We start from the raw sequence: 25,177 nt of genomic DNA, 5'->3' as shown, positions 1-25,177 counted from the left end.
CAGCACGTGCCGGTTCCCCAGTCAGGCGACGCGCAGCGCCTGAGCTTGATTTGAAATGGTGTCGCCAATCACCCGCCGCCTGCCCTGTGCAAGACAGCGGGCCTCTCACAATGCACGTGGCCGCGCAGTTCAGGCAGCCGGAACGATATGGTCTTCGCCGCTTGCCCCAAAGAGCTGCGACTTGAGCTTGGCAAGCTGATCGCGCACCGCTGCCGCCTTTTCGAATTCGAGGTTCTTGGCGTGGTCGAGCATCTGTTTTTCCAGGCGCTTGATTTCCTTGGACGCCTGCTTCTCGCTCATGTCCTCGTACTTGGCAGCCTCTTGCGCGGCCTTCAGTTCGGCGCGCGCGTCGTCGACGTTGTACACACCGTCGATGATGTCCTTGATGCGTTTGACGACGCCGCGCGGCGTAATGCCATGCGCCTCGTTGTGGGCGATCTGCTTGGCGCGGCGGCGTTCAGTTTCGCCAATCGCCTTCTTCATCGAGTCGGTCATGCGATCCGCATACAGGATGGCGGTACCGTTCACGTTCCGCGCGGCGCGGCCGATGGTCTGGATGAGCGAGCGCTCGGCACGCAGGAAGCCTTCCTTATCGGCATCCAGGATCGCCACGAGCGACACCTCGGGAATATCCAGCCCTTCGCGCAGCAGGTTGATACCGACCAGCACGTCGAACGTGCCGAGCCGCAAGTCGCGGATGATCTCCACGCGCTCCACGGTGTCGATGTCGGAATGCAGGTAGCGGACCTTGACGCCGTTCTCCGACAGGAACTCGGTCAACTGCTCGGCCATGCGCTTGGTGAGCGTCGTCACCAGCACGCGCTCGCCAGCCTCGACGCGCACATGGATCTCGGACAGCAGATCGTCGACCTGCGTCGTGGCCGGCCGCACCTCGATGATCGGGTCGACGAGGCCGGTCGGGCGCACAACCTGCTCGACGACTTCCGTGCCGGCGGTCTTCTTTTCGTAATCCCCCGGCGTGGCCGACACGAACGTCACCTGCCGCATCTTGGTCTCGAACTCGGCAAATTTGAGCGGCCGGTTGTCGAGCGCCGAAGGCAGGCGGAAGCCGTATTCGGCCAGCGTTTCCTTGCGTGCACGGTCTCCGTTGTACATGCCGTTGAGCTGGCCGATCAGCACGTGCGATTCATCGAGGAACATGAGCGCATCGGGCGGCAGGTAGTCGACCAGCGTCGGCGGCGCCTCGCCCGGTGCCGCGCCCGACAGATGCCGCGAGTAGTTCTCGATGCCCTTGCAGAAGCCGAGCTCCTGCAACATCTCCAGATCAAAGCGCGTGCGCTGTTCCAGCCGCTGCGCTTCCACCAGCTTGTTTTCCTTGTAGAAGAAATCGAGCCGCTCACGCAGTTCCACCTTGATGGTCTCGATGGCCTTCAACACGGTCTCGCGCGGCGTTACATAGTGGCTCGACGGGTAGACGGTGAAGCGCGGGATCTTCTGCCGCACGCGGCCGGTCAGCGGATCGAACAACTGCAGCGACTCAACCTCGTCGTCGAACAACTCCAGGCGCACGGCCATTTCTGCGTGCTCGGCGGGGAAGATGTCGACCGTGTCGCCGCGCACGCGGAAGGTGCCGCGCTGGAAATCCGTCTCGTTGCGCGTGTACTGCATGGCGATCAGGCGCGCGATCACGTCACGCTGGCTGACCTTGTCGCCCGCGCGCAGCGTCAGGATCATCTGGTGGTATTCGCTCGGGTTGCCGATACCGTAGATGGCCGAAACGGTGGCCACGATCACCACATCGCGGCGCTCCAGCAGGCTCTTGGTGGCCGACAGCCGCATCTGCTCGATGTGCTCGTTGATCGACGAATCCTTCTCGATGAACAGGTCGCGCTGCGGCACATAGGCCTCAGGCTGGTAATAGTCGTAGTACGAGACGAAGTATTCGACCGCATTGCGCGGGAAGAACTCGCGGAATTCCGAATACAGCTGCGCTGCCAGCGTCTTGTTGGGCGCAAACACAATGGCCGGTCGCCCCACCTGCGCGATCACATTGGCCATGGTGAACGTCTTGCCCGAGCCCGTAACACCCAGCAGCGTCTGGTACGACAGGCCGTCGCCAATGTTCTCCACGAGCTGGCGAATCGCCTCCGGCTGGTCGCCGGCCGGCGGATACGGCTGGTACAACTGGAATGGCGAGCCCTCGAAAGTCACGAACTTCGACTCATCGTGCGGGCTGGGGACTTGGCTCAGATCGGTCATGGCGGCGGGTAGGATGGCAGCGCGGGAAGTCGACAAAGTGACTCGCACGCCATCGGAAAGTGAGGGCGGCAGCGGCAATTGCAACCAATCGTCTAGTGTAGCGCGCAGCCCGAGCAATCGTTTGGACGGCGGGGCCCGCACATCTGTACTGGCCGTTCAAACGCTTTAGGCGCCTGTTCTGCAAGGATTTTTCAGGCGATTAGAGCCTGTATTCGGTACAATCTATCCTCGTGCGCGCCTCGTTGTACATCTGGCGCCGGGCGACCCGCCCCGGAGTCCGCGCCGCACCGCCTGCAAGATCCCACCGAATTCCGAACCAACCGATCGAGACATCTCATGTCGCTTTTCTCTGCCGTCGAACTGGCTCCGCGCGATCCCATCCTGGGCCTGAATGAAGCTTTCAACGCCGATACCCGCAGCACCAAAGTGAATCTGGGCGTGGGCGTGTACTTCACCGACGAAGGGAAAATTCCGGTGCTGCGCGCCGTGCAGGAAGCCGAGAAGGCCCGCCTGGCCGCCGCTGCCCCGCGTGGCTACCTGCCGATCGAAGGCATCGCTGCCTACGACCAGGCCGTGCAGAAGCTGCTGTTTGGCGCTGAATCGCCCCTGATCACCGAAGGCCGCGTGGTCACCGCACAAGCCCTGGGCGGCACCGGCGCACTGAAGATCGGTGCCGACTTCCTCAAGCGCCTGTACCCGGACGCCAAGGTCGCCATTTCCGACCCGAGCTGGGAAAACCACCGCGCCCTGTTCGAGTCGGCCGGCTTCGAAGTCGTCAACTACGCGTACTACGATGCCCCGTCGCACGGCCTGAACTTCGCCGGCATGATGGATTCGCTCAACAGCTACGCGCCGAACACGATCGTCGTGCTGCACGCCTGCTGCCACAACCCGACCGGCGTGGACATGACCACCGAGCAGTGGAAGCAGGTCGTGGAAGTCATCAAGGCCAAGAACCTGATTCCGTTCCTGGACATGGCCTACCAAGGCTTTGCCGACGGCATCCAGCAAGATGGCCTGGCCGTGCGCCTGTTTGCCGAATCCGGCCTGCCGTTCTTCGTCTCCAGCTCGTTCTCGAAGTCGTTCTCGCTGTACGGCGAGCGCGTCGGGGCGCTGTCGATCGTGACGACCAGCAAGGACGAAGCCACCCGCGTGCTGTCGCAAGTCAAGCGCGTGATCCGCACGAACTACTCGAACCCGCCGACGCACGGCGGCACGATCGTCGCCAGCGTGCTGACGAGCCCCGAGCTGCGCGCGATGTGGGAACAGGAACTGGGCGAAATGCGCGACCGCATCAAGTCGATGCGCAACGCACTCGTCGACAAGCTGGCCGCCAAGGGCGTGAAAACCGACTTCTCGTTCGTGAAAGCCCAGCGCGGCATGTTCTCGTATTCGGGTCTGACCTCCGCTCAAGTGGATCGCCTGCGCAACGAGCACGGCATCTACGCCGTGTCGACCGGCCGCATCTGCGTGGCCGCGCTGAACACGCACAACATCGACGCCGTGGTGAATGCCATCGCCGACGTTCTGTAAGGTGCCGTAGGCGTCACGCCTTAGGTGCAATTGCAAAAAGAAAAGCGGCTTCGGCCGCTTTTTTGCTGCATGGGGCTAGACTGACACGGGCGCATCATAGAAGCCGTGCAACACTCTGTTATCAGGGTTTATGCTGCATCGCAGTAATCTGCACCTAGGTGCATAATCATTTGCGTCGCCCTCGCCACCACGGACCGGTCCAGCCATGCTTTACCAGCTTCACGAATTCCAGCGCGCCCTGCTCAGCCCCATGACGGCTTGGGCCCAAGCGACCGCCAAGACCTTTACCAACCCACTGAGTCCGCTCTCCCTGATGCCCGGCGCGCAACGCTACGCTGCAGGCTACGAGCTGCTGTACCGCCTGGGCAAGGAGTATGAGAAGCCGGAATTCGGCATCCGCTCCGTCAAGTCCAACGGCCGCGACATTCCCATCGTCGAACAGACGATCATCGAGAAGCCGTTCTGCCGTCTGATCCGCTTCAAGCGCTACGCCGACGACGCCGAGACCATCAAGCTGCTCAAGGATGAGCCGATCGTGCTGGTGTGTGCGCCGCTGTCGGGCCACCACTCCACGCTGCTGCGTGACACCGTGCGCACGCTGCTGCAGGACCACAAGGTGTATGTGACCGACTGGATCGACGCCCGCATGGTGCCGACCGAAGAAGGTGCCTTCCACCTGTCGGACTACATCAACTACATTCGCGAGTTCATCAATCACATCGGTGCCGACAAGCTGCACGTGATCTCAGTGTGTCAGCCGACCGTGCCCGTGCTGGCCGCCATCTCGCTGATGGCTTCGGACGGCGAGAAGACACCGCGCACCATGACCATGATGGGCGGCCCGATCGACGCCCGTAAGAGCCCGACCGCCGTCAATTCGCTGGCCACCAACAAGTCGCACAGTTGGTTCGAGAACAACGTGATCTACACGGTGCCTGCGAACTATCCGGGCCACGGTCGCAGAGTGTATCCAGGCTTCCTGCAGCACGCCGGCTTCGTGGCGATGAACCCGGACCGTCACCTGTCATCCCACTACGACTATTACCTGAACCTGATCGAGGGCGACACGGAAGACGCTGAAGCCCACGTGCGCTTCTACGACGAGTACAACGCCGTGCTGGATATGGCCGCCGAGTATTACCTGGAAACCATCCGCGACGTGTTCCAGGAATTCCATCTGGCCAACGGCACGTGGGTGGTGGAAGGCAAGCCGGTGCGTCCGCAGGACATCAAGAGCACTGCGCTTTTCACCATCGAAGGCGAACTGGACGATATCTCAGGCAGCGGTCAGACCGAAGCCGCGCATGGCCTGTGCACCGGCATCCCGAACGCGCGCAGGCAGCACCTGACGGCGCCCAAATGCGGCCACTACGGCATCTTCTCGGGCCGCCGCTGGCGCGAGCAGGTGTATCCGCAGTTGCGTGATTTCATTCGCCGCTACGACGAGAACACTCCGCGCATCAAGGCTGTCGCCTAAGCCCGACGCACCAAGAAAAAAAAGCCTCGCAACCGCGAGGCTTTTTTGTTGCGCGACGACGTTTCAGCCGATCAGTCCTTGGGCCGATCCAGATACGCCAGCAGCATCTTGATATGCAGTTGTGCGAACGCCTCATGTTCATCAGCCGAGGCAATGTCGCGGCCCACCACTGCGCTGATCGTGTAGCGATTGGACAGGACGTAATAACCTAGCGCCGAGATCGTCAGATACAGGCGCGAGACATCAACGTCGTCACGAAAGATGCCGCTGCGCTGGCCACGCTCCACCACGCCGCGCAGCACCTCGATGACCGGATTGACCAGCTCAACCAGATGCGGCGACGTCTTCAGATGCCGCGCCTCGTGCAGGTTTTCGCTATTGAGCAGACGAATGAACTCGGGGTTCTCGTAATAGAAGTCCCAGACGAAACGGGCAAGCTGGACGACCGCCTCGCGCGGGTCCGACGACTCGATCTGCACTTGCTCTTCCGCCTCCTTGAAGCGGAAATACATATGTTCGAGCACGGTCAGGAAGAGCTTTTCCTTGCTGCCGTAGTAGTAATACAGCATGCGCTCGTTGGTCTCGGCACGACGGGCGATGGCGTCGACGCGGGCACCGGCAAAACCGCCCCGCGAGAACTCCTCGATGGCAGCAGCAAGGATGCGTCGGCGCGTGCCGGCGGGGTCGCGACGCGTGCGGGGTGCGGCGGATTCGCCATGAGCATCAGCTTCGATGTCGGCGATTGGTGCGGCTTGGTGAGACGGCATGGCACCTCGGTCCGTTTAGAACGCAGGAATTATGTCATAGGGTTGATACATGCCCGCCGTATGCCACGTCAGGGCATGCACGCCTTGCGCGGGGGCCAAATCGGCGATAATGGCAAGCTATTCAAACAACAAGTCCCATCGTGGTTTCCTTGGTCTCCGCAGTGGCCGCATCCTTGGCCGACCGGCTCGAAAACCTCCTGCCGCAAACGCAATGCACCAAGTGCGGCTACAACGGCTGCCGCCCTTACGCTGAAGCCATGGCCAACGGCGAGGCCCTGCCCAATCGCTGCCCGCCCGGCGGCGCGGAAGGTATTCGCCGGCTATCCGACGCACTCGGCCGCACGGGTGAGCTGCTGCCGCTTGAGCCGTCCAACGGCATCGAACAGCCTCGCGCCATCGCCGTCATCGACCCGGAACGCTGCATCGGCTGCACGCTGTGCATTCAGGCGTGCCCCGTCGATGCCATCGTCGGTGCACCCAAGGCGATGCACACGGTGCTTGAAGACTGGTGCACCGGTTGCGACCTCTGCGTGCCGCCCTGCCCTGTCGATTGCATCGACATGGTCCCCGTCACCGGCGAACGCACGGGCTGGGATGCCTGGAGCCAGCAGCAAGCCGATGTCGCGCGGGACCGCTACGTCTTCCGCAACGCACGCCTCAAGCGTGAACAAGCCGAGAACGAGGCGCGGCTCGCCGCCAAGGCCGCGGCCAAGCTCGCTGCAGTCAGCGCCGAACAACCAGCCGACGATGCCGAACTCGCCGCGCAGGCGCGCAAGAAGGCGATCATCCAGGCTGCGATTGAACGGGCGCGTCAGAAGCAGGCCGAGATGGCCGCGCGAGGGCAAGGTCCGCGCAATGTGACCAACGTGTCGGCGGATGTGCAAGCCCAGATTGACGAAGCCGAAGCCCGCCGCAAGCGCATCGCCAGCCAGATCGAACACAGCACCAAACCCGACGCAGACACCCACTGAATCCTGCCCCGACGATGAATTCCGCCAAGCGCCACGCCATCTTCGAGACCCTGCGCGAGAACAACCCAACGCCGACCACCGAACTGGAATACACCACACCGTTCGAGTTGCTGATTGCGGTGCTGCTCTCGGCGCAGGCGACCGACGTGGGCGTGAACAAGGCGACGCGCAAGCTGTTTCCAGTGGCCAATACGCCCGCCAAGCTGCTGGCGCTGGGCGAAGAAGGCATCACGGAATACATCAAGACCATCGGGCTGTATCGCACCAAGTGCAAGCACATTCTGCAGACGTGTCGCATCCTGCTCGACCAGTACGGCGGAGAAGTGCCTCGTGACCGCGCTGCGCTGGAAGCACTACCAGGGGTGGGCCGCAAGACGGCCAACGTGGTGATGAACACGGCTTTTGGTGAGCCGACGATTGCGGTCGACACGCACATATTTCGCGTGGCCAATCGGACTGGGCTGGCACCGGGTAAGAACGTGCTGGAAGTCGAGTTGAAGCTGCTGAAGGTGGTGCCGGAAGAGTTTCGGCAGGATGCGCACCACTGGCTGATCCTGCATGGGCGCTACGTGTGCAAGGCGCGCAAGCCCGAGTGCTGGCATTGCACCATCGAGCCACTGTGCGAATTCAGGCCGAAGACACCGGCACCGAAGGAATAAAAAACGGGGACCGCAGCTTCTGATGCGAGTCCCCGTTTTCTTTGCGCGACCAGTTGTCGATCAAACGATCTTGCACGCCTCTTCGAACGACAGGCGCGGGTTTCGCGGATGCAGCTTTTCCGCGTCGCCGTAGCCGATGTTCATGATGAAGTTGACCTTCCACTGGCCGTCGGGGAAGAACGTCTCGTTCACCTTGTCGGCATCGAAGCCGGCCATCGGGCCACAGTCCAGGCCCAGGGCACGCGCGGCGAGCACCAGGTAGCCGCCCTGCAGCGAGCCGTTCATGAGCGCGGCTGCGTTGATCTTCGCCTGGTCACCCGCGTACCACGAACGCGCATCGGTGTGCGGGAACAGCTTGGGCAGTTGTTCATGGAATTGCGTGTCATAGGCGACGATCACGGCCACGGGCGCCTGGCGGGTCTTTTCCTGATTGCCCGGCGACATGCACGGAATCAGGCGCTCCTTGGCGGCCGCGCTCTTGACGAACACGAAGCGGGCCGGCGTGCTGTTCGCGGCGGTCGGGCCGTACTTCACGGTGTCGTACAGCGTGTGCAGCAGTTCGTCGTCGACCGGCTTGTCCAGCCACACGTTGTGGGTACGGGCTGCGTGGAACAGTTGGTCCAGCGCGGACGGTTCAAGCATCGGCATTGCGGGGTGCTCCGGAAAGAGTTGAGGAGCGCATTGTAATGCGCCGGTTCCGTGCGCGCGGGACACCTGCACACACCGAATGGACATCCGGCACCCGTCAGCCGCACACAGACTTTATAAAAATCGGCATGCCTTGTTTGTATTTAATCGCACCTATTGCGATGCGCCATGGTATTGGCATGGTCATTTTTACACCGCATCGCGCGCAATGAAAAAAGAGCCCTTTACAACGGTTTGCTTACGAACTACTTTTTTGTTCGTCATTGTATTGCCCGCAGGGTTGGACGTATCGGATTCGCGCCTTGTTTTAAACCAGGCGCGCGGCTGCAATCATCCCCACGTTTTCGCACAGCCCTTGCCAGACTTTGCGCAAACACCCTACGGACCTGAACCCAACATCGTTTCTTTTTTGAAATCCAATCGGATTTCAGGGGTTTCTTTTACCAAAAAAAACCAGTTGAATTAGCTTCCGCCGACAAGGCGGGAAATCATAATATTTGGTTCGCGTCGCACAGAAATTACAAAACGCAAATCGAATATGGAGCCCACTTAAAACCATTCGTTTTAAGTGATGGCGTTCGTCACCCTGAAGAAGGCCATTATCGCCATGAATAAATCCAGGTTATCGACCAGAGATTTTGCAGGATTGTCCCGGACCCTTGGTGTATCGTTTGCGGCCGCAGCGCTGTCAGCCGTGCTGCTGGCGGGTTGCGGCGGCGGCGACTCGTCCGCCGCGGCCAACCCCAGCGGCGTTGCCACCAACGCCGGCAACGCAACCACGCAACCGGTGACGGCCGCCGTGCCGCCCGACCAACCTTACGTCGATCCGAACGTCTACGGCACCGGGCCGAACGACGCTCTGGCCGCCGACCCCGGCGAAAGTGCAGCCATCACGCACCACACGGTGACGATCGGCGGCAAGAGCATCGCCTACACGGCCACCGCCGGGCACCTGACGACCATCGACCCGGTCACGTCGCAATCGAACGCGACGATGTTCTACGTGGCGTACACGCAGGACAATCCCGATCCGACAAAGCCGCGTCCGGTGACGTTCTTCTATAACGGCGGGCCGGGCTCGTCGTCGGTGTTCCTGCTGCTGGGCTCGTTCGGGCCGAAGCGGCTTCAGTCATCGTTCCCGAACTTCACGCCGCCGGCGCCGTACAAGCTGCCCGATAACCCGGACAGCCTGCTCGACCGGTCCGATCTCGTGTTCATCAACCCCGTGGGCACCGGATACTCTGCCGCCATTGCACCGGCCAAGAACAAGGACTTCTGGGGCACCGATCAGGACGCGCACTCCATCGATCGTTTCATTCAGCGTTATCTGACCAAGAACTCGCGCTGGAACTCGCCCAAGTTCCTGTACGGCGAGTCGTATGGCACGGCGCGCAGTGCGGTGCTGTCGTGGGTGCTGCATGAAGACGGCATCGAGCTGAACGGGATCACGCTGCAATCGTCGATCCTCGACTACGCGAACGCGCTCTCGGCCGTGGGCACTTTCCCGACGCTGGCCGCCGATGCGTTTTACTGGAAGAAGACGACGCTCAATCCGGCACCGACCGACCTCGACAGCTACATGGTCCAGGCCCGCAACTACGCCGACAACACGCTGGCACCGCTGGCACAAGCGCCAAGCGCCGCGGACGGCGGCTTCGTCAACGTGCGCCTGAACCTGAATCTGGCGACGGCACAGACGATGGGCTCGTACATCGGCACCGACCCGGTCTCGCTGATCCAGACGTTCGGCAATCCGGCGGCCCTGGGCAACGTGCCGTCGCAGAACAACAATCCGCCGTACACGTTCTTCCTGACGCTGAATCCGGGCATCCAGATCGGCCAGTATGACGGCCGCGCCAACTACACGGGCCAGGGCATCGCGCCGTTCATCCTGCCGAACTCGGGCAGCAACGATCCGTCGATCTCGAACATCGGCGGCGCGTATACGGTGCTGTGGAACAGCTACCTGAACACCCAGCTCAAGTACACGTCGACCTCGTCGTTCGTGGACCTGAACGACGCCGTGTTCAACAACTGGGACTTCAGCCACATCGACCCGACGGGCGCCAACAAGGGCGGCGGCAACACGCTGTACACCGCCGGCGACCTTGCCTCGACGATGAGCCTGAACCCCGACCTGAAAGTGCTGCAGGCCAGCGGTTACTTCGACGCGGTCACGCCGTTCCACCAGACCGAGCTGACGCTGGCGCAAATGCCGCTCGACCCGACGCTCAAGGCGAAGAACCTGACGATCAAGAATTACCCGTCGGGCCACATGATCTATCTGAACGATGCGTCGCGCACCGCGCTCAAAGGTGACCTGGCTTCGTTCTACGATGGCGTGATGGCTGATCGTCCGGCCCTGATGCGGGTGCAGAGCCTGCAACGCCTGCCGGCGGGGCAGAAGAAGTAATCGCCTCAAGGCAGAAAGCAAAACCGCCCAGTTCACGCTGGGCGGTTTTTTGTTGGAGCGAGGATTCGGCTTCAGGCCATGTCATCCACGCCGTGACCCCCAGGCTTCGCGTCCGCACGCGTGAGCCACAGCACGCCCGCCAGGATCAGCGCGCCGCCTGTCATCTGCATGGGCGCGATCGACTCGCCGAGCAGCAATGCCGCCAGGAGCACCGTCACCACCGGCTCCAGCGTCGACAGCATCGACGCCTGCGCGGCCCCCAACTTCTGCAAGCCGGCGAAGAACGTCAGGATTGCCACCACCGTCGACAAGCCGGCGATTGCCAGTGCCGCTACCCAGCCACCAAACGTGCCGGGCAGATGCGCCGGCGCGCCGAGCAACGCCATCCCCGTATACACGACGGCCGCCGCGGTACAGATGACGGTCGTGCACGCCAGTGGATCCAGCCCGCGCGTGACCCGTGCACCGACCGTGATGTAGATCGAGTAAATGACCGCGGAGGCCACACCCAGCCCAATGCCGAGGAGGCTGCCACCCGACAGGCCTGCTCCACCCACCGTCAGCCCCGCCCCGACCGAGCACAGCACCAGCGCGATGATCGCCGTGGTGGTCAACTGCTCGCGCAGGAAAATCGCCGCCAGCACCGTCACGAACATCGGATACAGATACAGCAGCAGCGCCACCAGGCTGGCCGGCGCGTAGTTCAACGCCGTAAAAAACGCGAACGACTGCCCGGCATAGCCGATGCCGCCCATGGCCGCCAACCCCGCCACGCGCGACCAAGGCGGTATGCCGATGCGGCGAACGCGCATCACGACCATCAGCGCCGCCGCCGCGATCACGAAGCGCACGATCAGCAGCCCGACCACATTGGCGCCGCTCGCATAGGCGTAGTGCGTGAAGATCGCCATCGCGCCGAAGGATGCGGCAGACACGGCGATCAGCATCACGCCGAGGAGCTTGTCGGCGGCGCGTGCTGCGAGGGAGGAATCGGTGGCTTGTCTCATGAGGTGCGGCGTTTTTGTTTGGGTTCGCCGTCTGCAGGTGCGGGGCGCCATTGTAGCGTTGCGGTCTCCTGAAGCGACCCGGCAGGTATCGAGGCGCGCCGGTACAATACCGGGATCATGTTCAATCCCTCCCGCGACGAAGTCCGTCAATTCTTCTGCGGCGCGTGGCGCAAGCACCGCCAGGCAGAAATCCTCACGCCGCTCGAAGCCATGGCGCTCGACTGGATGCTGCAGCATCCCGAATACCAGGACACCCTGGAAGCCGGCGAAGAAGCCCTCGCTCGCGACTACACGCCGGAAAGCGGCCAGAGCAACCCGTTCCTCCACCTGTCGATGCACCTGTCGATCAGCGAGCAGGTGTCAGTGGACCAGCCGCGCGGCATTCGGGCTGCGTATGAAGCCCTGGCCCAGCGGCTCGACTCGCCGCACGAGGCGCAGCATCAGGTGATGGAATGCCTGGGCCAGATGCTGTGGACGGCGCAGCGCACTGGCCTGCCTCCCGACGGCGAGGCCTATATCGAGTGCGTGCGCAAGCGCGCCACCGCCCGCTGAATCTGACGCCAACAAAAAACCGCTCCGAAGAGCGGTTTTTCTTGACCGGCGATGCCGCGTTACTTCTTGAGTACCAGCGAGCCCGGCAGCGATTCGATGTACGCGGCAATATCCTTCAGCTCCGCCTGCGTGAACGGACGCGGCTTGCCGTCGGCACCGATCGTGGCGGGGTTGCTGTTGACCTGACCCGCCATGATGGCGTTGCTGCGGCCCACCAGCGGGTTGTTGCTGGTCTGATAGGCCAGCAGCGCGTGGTAGATGTAGTCGCCGTGCTGGCCAGCGAGCTTCGGATAGTCCGGTGAGATCGGTGCGTTCAGGCCGGCACCGTGGCAGGCCACGCAGGCGCCCTTCTCCACCAGCTGCTTGCCCTTTTCAATATCGGCGGCCTGTGCCGACACGGCCGCAGCCAGCATCAGCGCGCCCAGATTGAACGAGATTGCGAGCGAGATCTTCTTCATGTTCTTCCTCGTCACTTCTGGGGGTTGTTCTGGGTGGCGGCCGTCTGCTGCGAGTAATACGCGGCGAGGTTGGCGATGTCCTGGTCGGTCAGGGAGCCAGCGATGGCGCGCATGGTCGGGTGCTTGCGGTCACCCTTCTGGTACGCATGCAGCGCGCTTTCGATGTACTTGGCGTTCTGGCCGCCAAGATAGGGCACGCGATACACCTCGGGGAACGACGTCTTGTAGTCGGGGATGGCATGGCAGCCGATACACATGGCGACCTTGTTTTCGGCGGCGGCAGCGTTGCCCTGAACGTCGGCTGCGGCAGCGCTGTTGGCTGCGGCGGACAGTGCGCCTAATGTGCCCAAGGCGGCCACCATGGTGAGGATCTTTTTCATCTCGTTCTTAAGCGTGGAGTTTCAGAATCCTGCTCGCCCCGCCGGCTTGGCTCGTCTCAGCCGGCTGTCTCGCTGGGCGCATTCACCCGCCGTTGGCAACAAGCCAGAAGACGGTCATTTGAGGTGCGTCAAACCGGCGCATTGTACCGCACCGCTTTTTTGCCAGTCCAGTTAGGGCTCCCGTGACTTGACAGCAAGGAATGGCACGGCGCGCCCGCCCCGCTGTCGCCCGGCGTCAAACACGCAAATGCTCTTATACTGGCCGTTTCCAAATCTTTTACCGCTCAGTAGGCTTGCACGATGAACACCACCACCACCTCGCCTGCCCCATCCGACCAGCGCTCGCGCTTTGAAGGTTCCGACCAGTACGTCGCCACCGACGATCTCAAGCTCGCCGTCAATGCGTCCATGACGCTCCAGCGCCCGCTGCTCATCAAGGGCGAGCCGGGCACCGGCAAGACGATGCTGGCCGAGGAAGTGGCCGCTGCGCTGGGCATGCCGCTGCTGCAGTGGCACGTGAAATCGACCACCAAGGCGCAGCAGGGCCTGTACGAATACGACGCCGTCTCCCGCCTGCGCGACTCGCAGCTGGGCGACAAGGAAAGTAGCAACCGGGTCCACGACATCCGCAACTACATCGTCAAGGGCGTGCTGTGGCAGGCCTTCGAGGCGGATAAGCCTGTCGTGCTGCTGATCGACGAGATCGACAAGGCCGACATCGAATTCCCGAACGACCTGCTGCGCGAGCTGGATCGCATGGAGTTCTACGTGTACGAAACGCGCGAAACCATCCGCGCCAAGCACCGCCCGCTGGTGATCATCACCTCGAACAACGAGAAGGAATTGCCCGACGCCTTTCTTCGCCGCTGCTTCTTCCACTACATCAAGTTTCCAGATGCCGAGACGATGCAGGCCATCGTCGACGTGCACTACCCGGGCATCAAGCCAGCGCTCGTGAAGGCCGCACTGGATGCGTTCTACGAGATGCGCAACCTGCCGGGGCTGAAAAAAAAGCCGTCGACATCTGAGCTGATCGACTGGCTCAAGCTGCTGCTGGCCGAAGACATTCCGCCGGAATCGCTGCGCAGTCAGGACAAGAACGCCGCGATTCCGCCGCTGCACGGCGCGTTGCTCAAGAACGAACAGGACGTGCACCTGTTCGAGCGCCTGGTGTTCATGAACCGCGCCAACCGCTGAGCGAATCCGACCATGCCGCGCCTGATCGAGCCCGTCACGCTGTCCGGCCAGCACGCCTGGCTGGAACCGCTCGGGCCAGAACATGTAGATGACGTGCGCGCCGCGGCCGCCGATGGCGAGCTGTGGAAGCTCTGGTACACGTCCGTGCCCTCGCCCGACAAGACTGGTGACTGGTTGGCCGTCGCACTGGACATGCGGGAGCGGCTGGGCGCCATGCCCTTCGTCGTTCGCGAGATGCACGATGGGCAGCCCGGCAATGTGGTTGGAGCAACGCGCTTTTTCAACGTGGACGAGGCCAACCGCCGGCTGGAAATTGGCCATACGTGGTACGCAAAATCCGTCCAGCGCACGGCCGTCAACACGGAAAGCAAGCTGTTGCTGCTCACGCACGCGTTCGAAACACTGCGCTGCATTGCGGTCGAATTCCGCACGCACTGGATGAACCATCAGAGCCGCGCGGCCATCGCTCGGCTCGGCGCCAAGCAGGACGGCGTGTTGCGCAATCACCAACGCATGCCGGATGGCAGCTTCCGCGACACGGTCGTGTTTTCGATCATCGAATCGGAATGGCTGACCGTGAAACGCCATCTGCAATACAAGCTCGAGCAACCGCGCGCCTGAGCGCCGGAGGACCACCATGCTCATCGATTTCTTCTTTACGCTGCGGCACGCCAAGCTGCCGGTCTCGGTCAAGGAATACCTGACGCTGCTCGAAGGGCTCAAGCAGCAGGTCATCGCGCCGTCGCTCGACGAGTTCTACTTCCTGGCGCGCATGACGCTGGTGAAGGACGAGAAACACTTCGACAAGTTTGACCAGGCGTTCGGCGCCTACTTCAAGGGCGTGGAAGGCGCGGTGGATTGGCGCGCGGACATTCCGCTGGATTGGCTCACCAAGAAGCTGGAGCGCGAGCTGTCGCCGGAGGAAAAGGCCAAGATCGAAGCCATGGGCGGTCTCGACAAGCTCATGGAGCGCCTGAAGGAATTGCTGAACGAGCAGCACGAGCGGCATGAGGGTGGCAGCAAGTGGATCGGCACAGGCGGTACATCGCCTTTCGGGCACGGCGGCTACAACCCGGAGGGCATTCGCATCGGCGGGCCATCGAAGGGCAACCGCACAGCAGTCAAGGTGTGGGAAGCACGTGCCTACAAGGACTACGACGACACCGTCGAACTCGGCACGCGCAACATCAAGGTGGCGCTGCGCCGCCTGCGCAAGTTCGCGCGTGACGGAGCCGATATCGAGCTGGACCTGGACGACACGATCCACTCCACCGCCGCCAACGCCGGACTGCTCGACATCAAGATGCGCCCCGAGCGGCACAACAACGTCAAGGTGCTGATGCTGATGGACGTGGGCGGCTCGATGGACGACCACATCAAACGCGTGGAAGAACTCTTCTCCGCCGCCAAGACCGAGTTCAAGCACCTCGAGTATTACTACTTCCACAACTGCGTGTACGAATGGCTGTGGAAGAACAACCGGCGCCGCCACGCGGAGCGCTTCTCCACCTGGGATGTCATCCGCAAATACCCGCCCGACTACAAGCTGATCTTCGTGGGTGACGCGACCATGAGCCCGTACGAGATCCTGCAGGCAGGCGGCTCGGTGGAATACAACAACGCCGAAGCCGGCGCCACGTGGCTCAAGCGGCTGATCGACCAGTTTCCAAAGTTCGTCTGGCTGAACCCCGAGCCGGAGGGCTTGTGGGAATACCGGCAGTCCATCTCGGTCATCAATCAGATCGTGAAGACGCGGATGTATCCGGTGACGATTGCCGGGTTGGAATCGGCGATGCGGTTGTTGTCCAAGTAACGATCCCGCCTAGCGTTTCTCCGGGCATGGATGTGGTGATTACCTGCCGCGTAATCGACACCATCCACGCCGACATCGAAGATGAAGCCATGCAGCACGGAAGCGCATCACCGTGCCGCAGAGCTTCCCGATTTCGCCACCCCTCTTCGAACGGAGAAACGCCATGACTGCCACCCAACTCGCCGCCAACGACACGCTCGCCGATACGCTGGTCGACCGTTATATTGCCGCGTGGAACGCGACGGAAACTGCTCAACGCCGCGCGCTCGTCGCGCAGACCTGGACAGAAGGCGCCACGTATGTCGATCCTCTCATGCAAGGCACCGGACATGAGGGCATCGATGCCCTCATTGCCGGCGTGCAGGCCAAGTTCCCCGGTTTCCGCTTTGCCCGCGACGGCGGCGTGGATGTTGTGCAGGACACGATCCGCTTCCGCTGGACGCTCGGCCCCGAGGGCCAGGCGCTGGTCAAGGGCACCGACTTTGTGCGCATTGAAGATGCCCGCATGCACGCGGTGATCGGCTTCATCGACCAGATGCCCGGCATGGGCGACGCCGCCTGAGCGCGCCACTGCACAAAAAGCAAACGCCCCGAAATGCCGGGGCGTTTTGCATTGAGGCATGCAAAGTTCAGATGGACAGCGCGTCTTCCTGGCCGGCATTGGCACTGCGCAGTCCTTCTGACCAGCCTTTGGTTGGCAGCTTGAGCGAGGCCTGCAGCGCGGCGGCACGCGCCTGTACGGCTTCCCAACTCACGTGCAGCGGCGGGCCGTTGAACGCCAGCGCGATCACATTGCCGTCGTGCACTTCGGGAAAGACCAGCACGCGATTGTCGAACGCGTCGCAGATGCGCTCGATGTTGCGCGGGAAGCTGGTGTGGTCGCCAAACAGGTTGATCGTCATCACACCCGGCGCGCGCAGCACCTGGCGGCAAGCCTTGTAGAACGCCGGCGTATCGAGCACGGGGCCGCGCGCGGTGGCGTCGTACAGATCGATCTGCAATGCATCGACGGTGCCGTGGTGGCTGGCGTCCATCACCCAGTCGTAGGCGTCCTGTTCGAGCACGCTCAGACGTGCGTCGTCGAACGGCAGGCCGAACATGCTGCGCGCCGCGACGATTACCGACGGATTCAACTCCACTGCGGTCACCTTCGCGGGCGCGAGTTGACGATGGCAGAACTTGGTCAGCGCGGCCGCGCCGAGACCGAGCTGCACGACGTGGAAGTCCGCGCCTCGCGCAGCCGGATCGAGAAACAGCAGCCACGCCATCATCTGCTGCGCGTATTCCAGTTCGATGGCGTCGGGCTTGGACAAGCGCATGGCGCCCTGCACCCATTCGGTACCGAAGTGCAGATAGCGGACCCCCGCCAGTTCAGAGAACGTGACGGGCGCGAAGCGCGGGGCCATGCGCTTCGGTTCGTCATCGTGGTCCAGGCGGTCTTCGCGCTTGGCGCGTGCCGGGCGGCGCGAGGCGACGGCCTCGATGGATTTACGTTTCAACAGCGTCATAAAGCGGATCAACGGGAAGAAGACAGAGCGGCAGCAGCGCGCTGCAGCCACTCGCGATTGTGGTCTTTGGCATAGCGCGTCCAATGCTTGGCGTCGCGCAGGATCTCTTCAAACAGGGCCTGGGCGCGCTGCTTGTCGGCATCGTTGTTCTGCGCGAGCAGCCATTCGCCGAAGAGGCAACGGGCCGCTGCGTCGTTCGCACAGGTCAGGGCTTGCTCGAATGCCTGGCGCGTGCTCGGTGCGTTCGTCGCGGCCAATGCGCGTGCGTACAGCAATGTCGGATCAGGCTGCTGGCGCATCACCCGATGCGCTTCGAACAGTGTGTCGAGCGTGCCCTTGGCAAGTGCCGCATCGCCCGTGGCGAACTGCGCACGGGCCAAGCCCAGCAGCACGGCCGGGTCGCCGGCAAACGGCCCCTTAGCCGCCTGCTCGAAATGCTCGCGCGCCTCTTTGGCATTGCCAGCTTCCAGCAGGGCTTCGCCTAAGCGCAGGCGGTGTTGCACGGTCGGGGCGCGATCGAAATCATTGCGCGCCTCGCGCACGGCGCGGTTCGGGTCGATCAGTTGCGTCACCGCGCGGCCGGCGACGCGCGCACCGCGTGAGTGGCGCATCTCGGGCAGATAGATGGCGAAGAAGTACACCACGCTGCCCAGCAATGGAAACGCAAAGAGGATGAACAACCAGTACATGTTCTGGTTGTTGCGCACCACGTGCACTGCAAAAAACAGCGCAACGATGACGTGAAACCCGATTCCGAAAAACGGCATGTGAAGGCCCGATAGTGAAATGCACCGACACCCCCCGCGTCGGCCACGGGCGCGATTGTGACAGATGCGCTGCGGCACCGGTGTGACGCACACTTAACGTTTGCGCATTGCCCCCCCCCCGAACGCGCATGGAGCCGACCCATCAACAAACGCCGGCGCCTGTCGTCAGGCAGCCGGCGTTGTCTTTCAAACAAGGCGCTTCTTAGGGGCGACCGAGGAAATCCAGCTTGCCGATCTCCACGCCGTTATGGCGTAGCAGCGCATAAGCGGTGGTGATGTGGAAATACAGGTTCGGCAGCACGAAGCCGCGCAGGTAATCGATGCCCGTGAACTGCAGCTCGCGCGTCGGGCTCTTGAGCGTGATCTGGCGATCTTCGCTGCCGGCAAATGCCGCAGGGTCGATGCTGTTGACGAATTCCAGCGTCTTGGCAATGCGCGCCTTCAGCTCTGGAATGGTCGTCTCCACATCCGGGTACGACGGCACCTCATTGCCCGACAGTCGGGCCGCACCGCCCTTGGCCTGGTCACAGGCAATCTGCACCTGCCGCGTGAACGGATGCATGTCCGGCGCCAGACGCGCGCTCATCAGGTTGGCCGGGTCGAACTTCTTCGCTTCTGCGTGGGCAGCCGCCTTGTCGAGCAGGGCCGACAGGTTACCCAGCATGCGGTTCACGGTCGGGACCAGAAACTCGTACATCGAAGGTGTGGTCATGGAAGTGATTTCCTCGGTATCCATCGTTGTGCCCCCGACGATCTTTTGCACGATCCGTCGGCGCCGCGCTTTCTTGCGCAGGGCACAGTGTAGGCCAGCGATTCGGCCGCTGCATAACGCACCCGCACGCTTCGTCATGAGGCATTTGGCACGAGATTAGTGCGGCGGATCTTCCTGACGTGTGCTGATCGACGGTGCCGCCTGCGTCTCTCGCGTGGCATGGCTATTGCATTGGCAAGGACAGGGCCAACGGCGGCCTCGAACCAACTTGGCACATCGCGATGGCACGCTCCGCAGGGAGCGTTCGGGGCAACGGCGCTCCGAGGCGACACGGCACGACCCGGGCAACCGGTGCGTCGCCAGCTCGCTTCGGAGCGCTTTTTTTTGCCTTCGCGGCTGGGTCAACCTCAACACCACGAGCAAGGCACGACATGAACGCTTCCACCACCCCGGCCCCCGCGGCCGATGTGTCCGTCGAGACCATTGGCGAGCTGATCAACCTGTCCGGAAGGCAACGCATGCTGTCGCAGCGGATCGTGCTGCAAATGGTGTTGGCCGCGCAGGGGCACGCCGCTGCGCTCGACATCGCGCGCTCATGCCTGGCGACATTCGCGTCGGCACACACCGATCTTGTCGAGGGCAATGCGCGCCTGCCCGGGGCATTCTCGGAAGCGCTGCGTCAGCTGTACTTCGGCAAGCTGCGTGGTGACGCGCGCGTCCGCGAGTTCATCGTTCTGGTCAAAAGCGCTATCGACACCTTGTCGACCAGCACAGCCCAACGCAACCCGTCTCTTGATGCGCTTGTGGCGCAAGCCACGCCCATGCTGGAACTGCTGCAGACTATCACGCAGGCCTATCAAGAAGAGATGCACCTGTGCGAAGTCGCACTGCGCAAACGCCAGGCAGAAATCGCCGCGCACCTCGGACGCATCTCGATGCAGGCCAACATCGTCGCCATGAACGCGCGCGTCTCGGCGGCGCGTGCGGGGCCGTACGGGCGTGAATTCTCCGTCATTACGACGGTGCTCGCAGACATCATCCAGGAGATGGACCAGTTGATCCGCAATGTCGTCGGAACCGACGATGCCTCGCAGCCCGGTGCGGGCGCACGCCGGCCATCGACCCCGGCATCGCGCACGTTCGGGCACATGTCGCTGCGTTGATCATGAGACGGAGAACCGCTTGAAACCCTACCTGCAATTCATCCGCTTGCTTGTGTGCTCCGCCCTGCTGTCAGGCCTGGTCGGGAACGCGTGCGCGCAACCGCTGACGATCAACGCAGCCATCAACAAGGCGGGCCGCCAGCGCATGCTGTCGCAGCGCATGGCCAAGGCGTATTGCCAGATCGGCCTGGGCGTGGAGGTCGAACGATCGAAGAAGATTCTCGAGCAGTCCGTCGCGCTCTTTGATCGGCAGCTTACGGAGTTGAAGGCATTCGCACCCACGCCCGAGATCAAGGACACCTACGCCAAACTTGAACAGACGTGGCTCGTCTACAGGCAGTTGCTGACAGGCAGCGAGCCCAACATCAATAATGCGAAGAAGATCGCCCAAGCCAGCGACGACGTGCTGAAGCTCGCGCAACAGGGCACAGCGCTGCTGGAGAAACAATCGGGCACGCCAACGGGCAAGCTGATCAACGTGGCCGGCCGTCAGCGGATGCTCTCGCAGCGCATTGCCAAGCTGAGCATGTTCCGCGCGTGGGACATTACCTCTGCGCAGATGACACAGGATCTCGATTCAGCAATGAAGGAATTTACGGCGGCTCAAGCATTCCTGACGTCTGCGCCGCAGAACTCCGCAGCGATCAGCAGTGAGTTGCAGCTGGCCAGCACGCAATGGCTGTTCTTTGCCGAGGCGCTCAAGCAGACAGAAGGCACGCGCGCAGAGCAGTTGCGCAACGTTGCTACAACCAGCGAGCGCATTCTTGAGGTGATGGATGACGTAACGGGCCTGTACGAGGGGCTGCCCAGATAGCAGAGCGCTACGACAGCCACTCACGCAGCGCATGCCAAGCGGCCAACTTTTGGGCGTACGGCACAGCCGCATAAGCCGGGCTGCTGGAAGGGAGCTTGAGGATGGTGTGCCGGTCGCCGATCTCGCCCAACGCCTTCATGCCGATGCGCGCGGCGGTACCGCCGTTGAAGGCGATCACTTTCAGCTCGGGTAATGATGCAATCAGACCGGCAAGGTCGTTGCCGGCATGGTCGCGGATCTTGCTGTCGAGGCTGCCCTCACGCTTGGCTTCGGCCACCACATCCCAGAGGCCGATGCGATGCGCGAGCAGCGCTTGCAGGCGCGCGGTGTATTCCATGCCTGGCAAGTCCTCGCCGATCACCTCACCGGCGAGGCGCCAGAACTGGTTGTGCTTGTAAGCGTAGTACTGTGATTGCGCAAGCGATGCTTCGCCGGGGAGGCTGCCGAGGATCAGCACGCGCGTGTGCGCGTCGACCACGGGTGGGAAGCACCGCTTGAGCGTCACGCTCGTCGTCAGGCCAGCAGACGGTTCACGCGTTGCACGTAAGCCGCCGGGTCGGTCAGCGCGCCACCTTCAGCCAGCAGTGCCTGATCGAACAACACGTGAATGCGATCCTCGAACGCCGCGCGGTCGGCTTCGTTGCCGGTCACGGTTTCCAGCAGCGCGAGCTTGCGCACGAGCGGGTGCGTCGGGTTCAGCTCCAGCACGGGCTTGCTGTCGGGCGCCTGTTGGCCGGCCTGCTTGAGCAGACGCGCCAGCGTACCGCTGATGTCGCCTTCATCGGCTACCAGGCACGACGGCGAATCGGTCAGGCGATGCGTGATCCGCACGTCCTTGGCCTTGTCGCCCAGCACCGCCTTGGCGCGCTCGACCAGCGCCTTGAATTCGCCTTCCACCTTGGCGTGCTCGGCCTTCTCGGCCTCGTCTTCCAACGCGCCCAGGTCGAGATCGCCGCGCGCCACCGACACCAGTTCCTTCTCTTCGAACTCGTGCAGGAACGACAGCATCCACTCGTCCACGCGGTCGGTCAGCAGCAGCACTTCCACGCCCTTCTTGCGGAAGATTTCCAGATGCGGGCTCGACTTGGCGGCCGTCCAGTTTTCCGCGGTCACGTAGTAGATCTTGTCCTGGCCTTCCTTCATGCGGCCGATGTAATCCGCCAGCGAGACGGTCTGGGCGCTGTCTTCGTTGTGTGTGGAAGCAAAGCGCAGCAGCTTGGCAATGCGATCCTTGTTGGCGTGGTCTTCGCCGATGCCTTCCTTGAGCACCTGGCCGAAGTTCTGCCAGAACGTGGCGTACTTTTCCTTCTCGGCCGCATCATCCGACTCGGCCATCGATTCGAGCATGCCCAGCACGCGCTTGGTCGAGCCCTCGCGAATTGCTTTTACGTCGCGGCTTTCCTGCAGGATTTCGCGCGAGACGTTCAGCGGCAAGTCAGCCGAATCGATCACGCCCTTCACGAAGCGCTGGTAGCCGGGCAGCAGTTGCTCGGCGTCGTCCATGATGAAGACGCGCTTGACGTAAAGCTTCAGGCCGCTGCGGCGCTCGCGGTCCCACAGGTCGAACGGCGCGTTGGTCGGAATGTACAGCAGCTGCGTGTATTCGCTTCGGCCCTCCACGCGGTTGTGCGTCCAGGCGAGCGGCTTGCCATTTTCGTGGGCGATGTGCTGGTAGAACGCGATGTACTGATCGTCCGTCACGTCTGCGCGCGGGCGGGCCCACAGCGCGCTGCCCTGATTGATGGTTTCCCACTCGTCCTGGGCGACCATCGCTTTCTTCTCTTCGTCCCACGCTTCCTTGCGCATCTGGATCGGCAGGGAGATATGGTCCGAGTACTTCTGCACGACCGACTTGACGCGCCAGGCAGAGAGGAAATCGTCCTCACCCTCGCGCAGGTGCAGCGTGATGGTGGTGCCGCGCTCGCCGCGTTCGATGGTGTCGACGGTGAATTCGCCGTCGCCCGTGCTTTCCCAGCGCACGCCTTCATCGGCGCCCACGCCGGCGCGGCGCGATTCCACCGTCACGCGGTCGGCCACGATAAACGCCGAGTAGAAGCCCACGCCAAACTGGCCGATCAGCGCGGCATCCTTCTGCTGGTCGCCTGACAGTTGGCTGAAGAACTCGCGCGTGCCCGAGCGGGCGATGGTGCCCAGGTTGCGGATGGCTTCATCGCGGCTCATGCCGATACCGTTGTCGGCAATGGTGATGGTGCGCGCGGCGGCATCGAAGCCGATGCGGATGCCAAGCTCGCCGCCGCCCTCCAGCAGCGACGGATTGGCGATGCCCTCAAAGCGCAGCTTGTCCACCGCATCCGACGCATTGGAAACCAGCTCCCGCAGGAAGATTTCCTTGTTGCTGTACAGCGAGTGGATCATCAGATGCAGAAGCTGCTTCACTTCTGCCTGGAAAGCCATCTTCTCGTGCGGTGCGCTCATGGTGTGCATAAAAAGTCTGGAAAGTGGAAAGAGAAGCGGGCTACACCTAGCGCGTGCGCCCGCATGAATTTGTGAGGCTAGATAGGGCGTGGCGCGTAGTTTTCAAGACCCGCGATCGAGCTGCTCCGCCAGGAACCGCAGCATGTCCGGATCCGCGCTGGTCGCGATATTGAAGCGCATCCACGTCGACGGCATCTGCGACGGCGAGAACAAGCTCCCCGGCGCAAACACATAGCCCTGCTCGTGCCCCGCCCGGGCAATGGCGTTGGTGTCCTGCCCGGTATCGGCCCAGAGGAACATGCCCGCGCCCTGCTGAGCAAACAGCTTCAGGCCCATGCGCTCTAGGTTGCGCTGAACGGCATCGCGCGCACGGTCCAGGCGGCCGCGCACGCGTTCAACGTGCTTGCGATATTGGCCTTCGGTGAGGATCTTGTAGAGCACGCGTTCGTTGATCTCGGGCGTAGCAAACCCTGTCAGCAGCTTGGCATCGGTCAGGTTCTTGGCCAGTTCCGGATGGCAGGCAATGAAACCCACGCGCAAGTTCACCGCCAGCGTTTTCGAAAAGCTGTTCAGGTAAATCACCCGGCGCAACTGATCCAGGCTTGCCAGCCGCGTCGCCTGATAGCCGGGCGGCGCAAGATCGCCGTAAATGTCGTCTTCAACGATCAGAAAACCGTACTGCTCAGCCAACCGCAACAACTGGAATGCCTTGGCAGCCGAGAGCGACGTACCGGTCGGGTTGTGCAGGATCGAGTTGATGACCAGCAGCTTGGGGCGACGCGCCTGCACCAACCCTTCCAGCGCGACCAGGTCCGGCCCCTCGGTGGTATAGGGCACACCAATCACCTGCGCACCCTGGGCGGCAAAGCGGCCGAACATCAGAAACCACGCCGGATCGCCCACGAGGACCGTGTCGCCCGGCTGCACATACTGACGCGCAATCAGGTCGAGTGAGGCTGTGATCCCCGAGGTCACCACGATCTGCTCGGGTCGCGCACCAATTTCCAGCTCGGCCAGCCGTGTTTGCAATTGCTGGCGCAGCGGCAAGAAGCCCTGCGGCGTGCCCAGCGACAGAAATTGGTTGCCGTTCAGTCGCCCCAGCGAGCGCAGCGCGTTGGCGATCAGCTCGCCGTCCAGCCACCCGTTGGGCAAGAAGCCCACACCCGGCGCCTTGCGTGGCTCGGCCGAATGGAACATGTTCCGCAGCAGCCAGGTCACGTCGATCTTGCGTGCGGCGGTCGGCGGCGGCGCGACCGGCTCCTCGGGCAGCAGCGCTTGACGCTCCTTCACGTAGAAGCCCGAACCGCGGCGCGACTCCAGATACCCCTGCGCCACCAGCCGCTCGTACGCCTCCACCACGGTGAACCGCGAAATGCTCTTCTCCTGGGCCAGCTGCCGGATCGACGGCATGCGCATGCCCGCCCGAAACACGCGCTCATCAATGCGCATCCGCGCCCATTCGGTGAGCTGATCCACCAGCGTCATCTGCGCCGAAGGAATCGGGTCGGGCAATTGCTCCGCCGCCGGGCGGGCGGCCGCGCGGCGGGCATCCAGGCTGATGATGTGGGAGGTGGGATTCATGACGGGGTAGGCTCAGCGCGCCGAAAACTGTACAGAAAGCGCCACGACAAAGTGTACAGGTACTGTACAGAGGCAGTTCGGTAGGATCAAGGTCAGAATTC

General features: G+C 62.7%; 25 protein-coding genes. 13 read left to right on the top strand and 12 right to left on the bottom strand.

The annotated features are described in order from the left end of the window. Nucleotides 1–129: 129 nt before the first annotated feature. Nucleotides 130–2,220, bottom strand: coding sequence for an excinuclease ABC subunit UvrB (uvrB, locus tag ACTJK4_RS05850; RefSeq protein WP_440816691.1), 2,091 nt, complete (start codon nucleotides 2,218–2,220; stop codon nucleotides 130–132). 336 nt (nucleotides 2,221–2,556) lie between these two features. Between uvrB and ACTJK4_RS05845 the strand changes: the two genes are divergently transcribed. Continuing rightward, complete coding sequence (locus ACTJK4_RS05845; RefSeq protein WP_440816688.1) at nucleotides 2,557–3,753, top strand: amino acid aminotransferase; 1,197 nt, start codon at nucleotides 2,557–2,559, stop codon at nucleotides 3,751–3,753. Between the two features lie 205 nt (nucleotides 3,754–3,958). Next, nucleotides 3,959–5,230 carry a polyhydroxyalkanoate depolymerase gene (locus ACTJK4_RS05840; protein WP_232042368.1) on the top strand — a complete coding sequence of 424 codons (1,272 nt, stop codon included), beginning with the start codon at nucleotides 3,959–3,961 and terminating at the stop codon, nucleotides 5,228–5,230. 71 nt (nucleotides 5,231–5,301) lie between these two features. Here ACTJK4_RS05840 and ACTJK4_RS05835 read toward each other — a convergent pair whose 3' ends face one another. Beyond that, nucleotides 5,302–5,997 (bottom strand): TetR/AcrR family transcriptional regulator, encoded by a 696-nt coding sequence (locus ACTJK4_RS05835; protein WP_232042367.1) that lies wholly within the window; start codon nucleotides 5,995–5,997, stop codon nucleotides 5,302–5,304. A gap of 140 nt (nucleotides 5,998–6,137) precedes the next feature. Here ACTJK4_RS05835 and rsxB point away from each other — a divergent pair, with 140 nt between their 5' ends. Both rsxB and nth read left to right on the top strand, forming a co-directional pair. Beyond that, nucleotides 6,138–6,968, top strand: coding sequence for an electron transport complex subunit RsxB (gene rsxB, locus ACTJK4_RS05830; RefSeq protein WP_322016426.1), 831 nt, complete (start codon nucleotides 6,138–6,140; stop codon nucleotides 6,966–6,968). Between the two features lie 14 nt (nucleotides 6,969–6,982). Then, nucleotides 6,983–7,627 carry an endonuclease III gene (gene nth, locus ACTJK4_RS05825; RefSeq protein WP_440816684.1) on the top strand — a complete coding sequence of 215 codons (645 nt, stop codon included), beginning with the start codon at nucleotides 6,983–6,985 and terminating at the stop codon, nucleotides 7,625–7,627. Between the two features lie 60 nt (nucleotides 7,628–7,687). On the opposite strand, the gene ACTJK4_RS05820 is transcribed toward nth, so the two are convergent. Beyond that, on the bottom strand, nucleotides 7,688–8,275 hold the full coding sequence (locus ACTJK4_RS05820; protein WP_232042364.1) for a malonic semialdehyde reductase: 588 nt from the start codon (nucleotides 8,273–8,275) through the stop codon (nucleotides 7,688–7,690). A gap of 79 nt (nucleotides 8,276–8,354) precedes the next feature. Between ACTJK4_RS05820 and ACTJK4_RS05815 the strand changes: the two genes are divergently transcribed. Together ACTJK4_RS05815 and ACTJK4_RS05810 are read left to right on the top strand one after the other, a co-directional pair. Then, nucleotides 8,355–8,741 carry a hypothetical protein gene (locus ACTJK4_RS05815; protein WP_440816681.1) on the top strand — a complete coding sequence of 129 codons (387 nt, stop codon included), beginning with the start codon at nucleotides 8,355–8,357 and terminating at the stop codon, nucleotides 8,739–8,741. Between the two features lie 141 nt (nucleotides 8,742–8,882). Then, nucleotides 8,883–10,688, top strand: coding sequence for a S10 family peptidase (locus ACTJK4_RS05810; protein WP_440816865.1), 1,806 nt, complete (start codon nucleotides 8,883–8,885; stop codon nucleotides 10,686–10,688). 71 nt (nucleotides 10,689–10,759) lie between these two features. Here the strand turns inward: ACTJK4_RS05810 and ACTJK4_RS05805 are convergent, their stop codons facing one another. Next, nucleotides 10,760–11,695, bottom strand: coding sequence for a DMT family transporter (locus tag ACTJK4_RS05805; RefSeq protein ID WP_440816679.1), 936 nt, complete (start codon nucleotides 11,693–11,695; stop codon nucleotides 10,760–10,762). Between the two features lie 117 nt (nucleotides 11,696–11,812). Between ACTJK4_RS05805 and ACTJK4_RS05800 the strand changes: the two genes are divergently transcribed. Next, a complete protein-coding gene (locus tag ACTJK4_RS05800; RefSeq protein ID WP_440816676.1) occupies nucleotides 11,813–12,247 on the top strand; it encodes a DUF1841 family protein in 435 nt (144 codons plus the stop codon). A gap of 59 nt (nucleotides 12,248–12,306) precedes the next feature. On the opposite strand, the gene ACTJK4_RS05795 is transcribed toward ACTJK4_RS05800, so the two are convergent. Both ACTJK4_RS05795 and ACTJK4_RS05790 read right to left on the bottom strand, forming a co-directional pair. Further along, entirely contained in the window at nucleotides 12,307–12,705 is a 399-nt protein-coding gene (locus tag ACTJK4_RS05795; protein WP_009238577.1) for a c-type cytochrome, read from the bottom strand. A gap of 11 nt (nucleotides 12,706–12,716) precedes the next feature. Beyond that, nucleotides 12,717–13,085 (bottom strand): c-type cytochrome, encoded by a 369-nt coding sequence (locus ACTJK4_RS05790; protein ID WP_316877973.1) that lies wholly within the window; start codon nucleotides 13,083–13,085, stop codon nucleotides 12,717–12,719. A gap of 300 nt (nucleotides 13,086–13,385) precedes the next feature. Between ACTJK4_RS05790 and ACTJK4_RS05785 the strand changes: the two genes are divergently transcribed. The 4 genes from ACTJK4_RS05785 to ACTJK4_RS05770 all read left to right on the top strand — a co-directional run bounded on the left by ACTJK4_RS05785 (nucleotide 13,386) and on the right by ACTJK4_RS05770 (nucleotide 16,657). Continuing rightward, nucleotides 13,386–14,282, top strand: a complete 897-nt coding sequence (locus ACTJK4_RS05785) for an AAA family ATPase (RefSeq protein WP_440816673.1) — start codon at nucleotides 13,386–13,388, stop codon at nucleotides 14,280–14,282. A 12-nt stretch (nucleotides 14,283–14,294) separates the two neighbouring features. Further along, a complete protein-coding gene (locus ACTJK4_RS05780; RefSeq protein WP_232042360.1) occupies nucleotides 14,295–14,903 on the top strand; it encodes a GNAT family N-acetyltransferase in 609 nt (202 codons plus the stop codon). A gap of 16 nt (nucleotides 14,904–14,919) precedes the next feature. Next, nucleotides 14,920–16,095 carry a vWA domain-containing protein gene (locus tag ACTJK4_RS05775; RefSeq protein ID WP_232042359.1) on the top strand — a complete coding sequence of 392 codons (1,176 nt, stop codon included), beginning with the start codon at nucleotides 14,920–14,922 and terminating at the stop codon, nucleotides 16,093–16,095. A gap of 163 nt (nucleotides 16,096–16,258) precedes the next feature. Continuing rightward, nucleotides 16,259–16,657, top strand: coding sequence for a nuclear transport factor 2 family protein (locus ACTJK4_RS05770; protein WP_440816670.1), 399 nt, complete (start codon nucleotides 16,259–16,261; stop codon nucleotides 16,655–16,657). A gap of 67 nt (nucleotides 16,658–16,724) precedes the next feature. Here the strand turns inward: ACTJK4_RS05770 and ACTJK4_RS05765 are convergent, their stop codons facing one another. The 3 genes from ACTJK4_RS05765 to ACTJK4_RS05755 all read right to left on the bottom strand — a co-directional run bounded on the left by ACTJK4_RS05765 (nucleotide 16,725) and on the right by ACTJK4_RS05755 (nucleotide 19,082). Then, the gene (locus ACTJK4_RS05765) at nucleotides 16,725–17,603 is read right to left on the bottom strand and encodes a spermidine synthase (protein WP_440816667.1); all 879 of its coding nucleotides are present in this window, start codon (nucleotides 17,601–17,603) and stop codon (nucleotides 16,725–16,727) included. Between the two features lie 8 nt (nucleotides 17,604–17,611). Then, nucleotides 17,612–18,370 (bottom strand): tetratricopeptide repeat protein, encoded by a 759-nt coding sequence (locus ACTJK4_RS05760; protein ID WP_440816665.1) that lies wholly within the window; start codon nucleotides 18,368–18,370, stop codon nucleotides 17,612–17,614. A 202-nt stretch (nucleotides 18,371–18,572) separates the two neighbouring features. Further along, the gene (locus ACTJK4_RS05755) at nucleotides 18,573–19,082 is read right to left on the bottom strand and encodes a DUF1993 domain-containing protein (protein WP_433866732.1); all 510 of its coding nucleotides are present in this window, start codon (nucleotides 19,080–19,082) and stop codon (nucleotides 18,573–18,575) included. Nucleotides 19,083–19,513: 431 nt separating this feature from the next. Here ACTJK4_RS05755 and ACTJK4_RS05750 point away from each other — a divergent pair, with 431 nt between their 5' ends. Next, on the top strand, nucleotides 19,514–20,245 hold the full coding sequence (locus tag ACTJK4_RS05750; protein ID WP_232042354.1) for a type IV pili methyl-accepting chemotaxis transducer N-terminal domain-containing protein: 732 nt from the start codon (nucleotides 19,514–19,516) through the stop codon (nucleotides 20,243–20,245). A gap of 19 nt (nucleotides 20,246–20,264) precedes the next feature. Further along, nucleotides 20,265–21,059, top strand: a complete 795-nt coding sequence (locus ACTJK4_RS05745; RefSeq protein WP_316868671.1) for a type IV pili methyl-accepting chemotaxis transducer N-terminal domain-containing protein — start codon at nucleotides 20,265–20,267, stop codon at nucleotides 21,057–21,059. A gap of 7 nt (nucleotides 21,060–21,066) precedes the next feature. Here the strand turns inward: ACTJK4_RS05745 and ACTJK4_RS05740 are convergent, their stop codons facing one another. The 3 genes from ACTJK4_RS05740 to ACTJK4_RS05730 form a co-directional block, all read right to left on the bottom strand. Continuing rightward, nucleotides 21,067–21,564 (bottom strand): DNA-deoxyinosine glycosylase, encoded by a 498-nt coding sequence (locus ACTJK4_RS05740; protein WP_440816662.1) that lies wholly within the window; start codon nucleotides 21,562–21,564, stop codon nucleotides 21,067–21,069. 8 nt (nucleotides 21,565–21,572) lie between these two features. Continuing rightward, nucleotides 21,573–23,495, bottom strand: a complete 1,923-nt coding sequence (htpG, locus tag ACTJK4_RS05735; RefSeq protein WP_440816660.1) for a molecular chaperone HtpG — start codon at nucleotides 23,493–23,495, stop codon at nucleotides 21,573–21,575. Between the two features lie 102 nt (nucleotides 23,496–23,597). Beyond that, nucleotides 23,598–25,076 carry an aminotransferase-like domain-containing protein gene (locus tag ACTJK4_RS05730; protein WP_232042350.1) on the bottom strand — a complete coding sequence of 493 codons (1,479 nt, stop codon included), beginning with the start codon at nucleotides 25,074–25,076 and terminating at the stop codon, nucleotides 23,598–23,600. Between the last annotated feature and the right edge of the window lie 101 nt (nucleotides 25,077–25,177).

This window comes from Ralstonia sp. 22111 (genome assembly GCF_052045895.1).
GTDB lineage: Bacteria > Pseudomonadota > Gammaproteobacteria > Burkholderiales > Burkholderiaceae > Ralstonia > Ralstonia wenshanensis.
The sequence above is the reverse complement of the archived record's forward strand: the minus strand, read 5'-3'. Positions and strand labels throughout refer to the sequence as shown.

Bases quoted from the DNA above. Each gene is read 5' to 3' on its own strand.
- uvrB (WP_440816691.1), bottom strand. From the start codon at position 2,220: ATGACCGATCTGAGCCAAGTCCCCAGCCCGCACGATGAGTCGAAGTTC.
- ACTJK4_RS05845 (WP_440816688.1), top strand. From the start codon at position 2,557: ATGTCGCTTTTCTCTGCCGTCGAACTGGCTCCGCGCGATCCCATCCTG.
- ACTJK4_RS05840 (WP_232042368.1), top strand. From the start codon at position 3,959: ATGCTTTACCAGCTTCACGAATTCCAGCGCGCCCTGCTCAGCCCCATG.
- ACTJK4_RS05835 (WP_232042367.1), bottom strand. From the start codon at position 5,997: ATGCCGTCTCACCAAGCCGCACCAATCGCCGACATCGAAGCTGATGCT.
- nth (WP_440816684.1), top strand. From the start codon at position 6,983: ATGAATTCCGCCAAGCGCCACGCCATCTTCGAGACCCTGCGCGAGAAC.
- ACTJK4_RS05820 (WP_232042364.1), bottom strand. From the start codon at position 8,275: ATGCCGATGCTTGAACCGTCCGCGCTGGACCAACTGTTCCACGCAGCC.
- ACTJK4_RS05815 (WP_440816681.1), top strand. From the start codon at position 8,355: ATGGACATCCGGCACCCGTCAGCCGCACACAGACTTTATAAAAATCGG.
- ACTJK4_RS05810 (WP_440816865.1), top strand. From the start codon at position 8,883: ATGAATAAATCCAGGTTATCGACCAGAGATTTTGCAGGATTGTCCCGG.
- ACTJK4_RS05805 (WP_440816679.1), bottom strand. From the start codon at position 11,695: ATGAGACAAGCCACCGATTCCTCCCTCGCAGCACGCGCCGCCGACAAG.
- ACTJK4_RS05800 (WP_440816676.1), top strand. From the start codon at position 11,813: ATGTTCAATCCCTCCCGCGACGAAGTCCGTCAATTCTTCTGCGGCGCG.
- ACTJK4_RS05795 (WP_009238577.1), bottom strand. From the start codon at position 12,705: ATGAAGAAGATCTCGCTCGCAATCTCGTTCAATCTGGGCGCGCTGATG.
- ACTJK4_RS05790 (WP_316877973.1), bottom strand. From the start codon at position 13,085: ATGAAAAAGATCCTCACCATGGTGGCCGCCTTGGGCACATTAGGCGCA.
- ACTJK4_RS05785 (WP_440816673.1), top strand. From the start codon at position 13,386: ATGAACACCACCACCACCTCGCCTGCCCCATCCGACCAGCGCTCGCGC.
- ACTJK4_RS05780 (WP_232042360.1), top strand. From the start codon at position 14,295: ATGCCGCGCCTGATCGAGCCCGTCACGCTGTCCGGCCAGCACGCCTGG.
- ACTJK4_RS05775 (WP_232042359.1), top strand. From the start codon at position 14,920: ATGCTCATCGATTTCTTCTTTACGCTGCGGCACGCCAAGCTGCCGGTC.
- ACTJK4_RS05770 (WP_440816670.1), top strand. From the start codon at position 16,259: ATGACTGCCACCCAACTCGCCGCCAACGACACGCTCGCCGATACGCTG.
- ACTJK4_RS05765 (WP_440816667.1), bottom strand. From the start codon at position 17,603: ATGACGCTGTTGAAACGTAAATCCATCGAGGCCGTCGCCTCGCGCCGC.
- ACTJK4_RS05760 (WP_440816665.1), bottom strand. From the start codon at position 18,370: ATGCCGTTTTTCGGAATCGGGTTTCACGTCATCGTTGCGCTGTTTTTT.
- ACTJK4_RS05755 (WP_433866732.1), bottom strand. From the start codon at position 19,082: ATGACCACACCTTCGATGTACGAGTTTCTGGTCCCGACCGTGAACCGC.
- ACTJK4_RS05750 (WP_232042354.1), top strand. From the start codon at position 19,514: ATGAACGCTTCCACCACCCCGGCCCCCGCGGCCGATGTGTCCGTCGAG.
- htpG (WP_440816660.1), bottom strand. From the start codon at position 23,495: ATGAGCGCACCGCACGAGAAGATGGCTTTCCAGGCAGAAGTGAAGCAG.
- ACTJK4_RS05730 (WP_232042350.1), bottom strand. From the start codon at position 25,076: ATGAATCCCACCTCCCACATCATCAGCCTGGATGCCCGCCGCGCGGCC.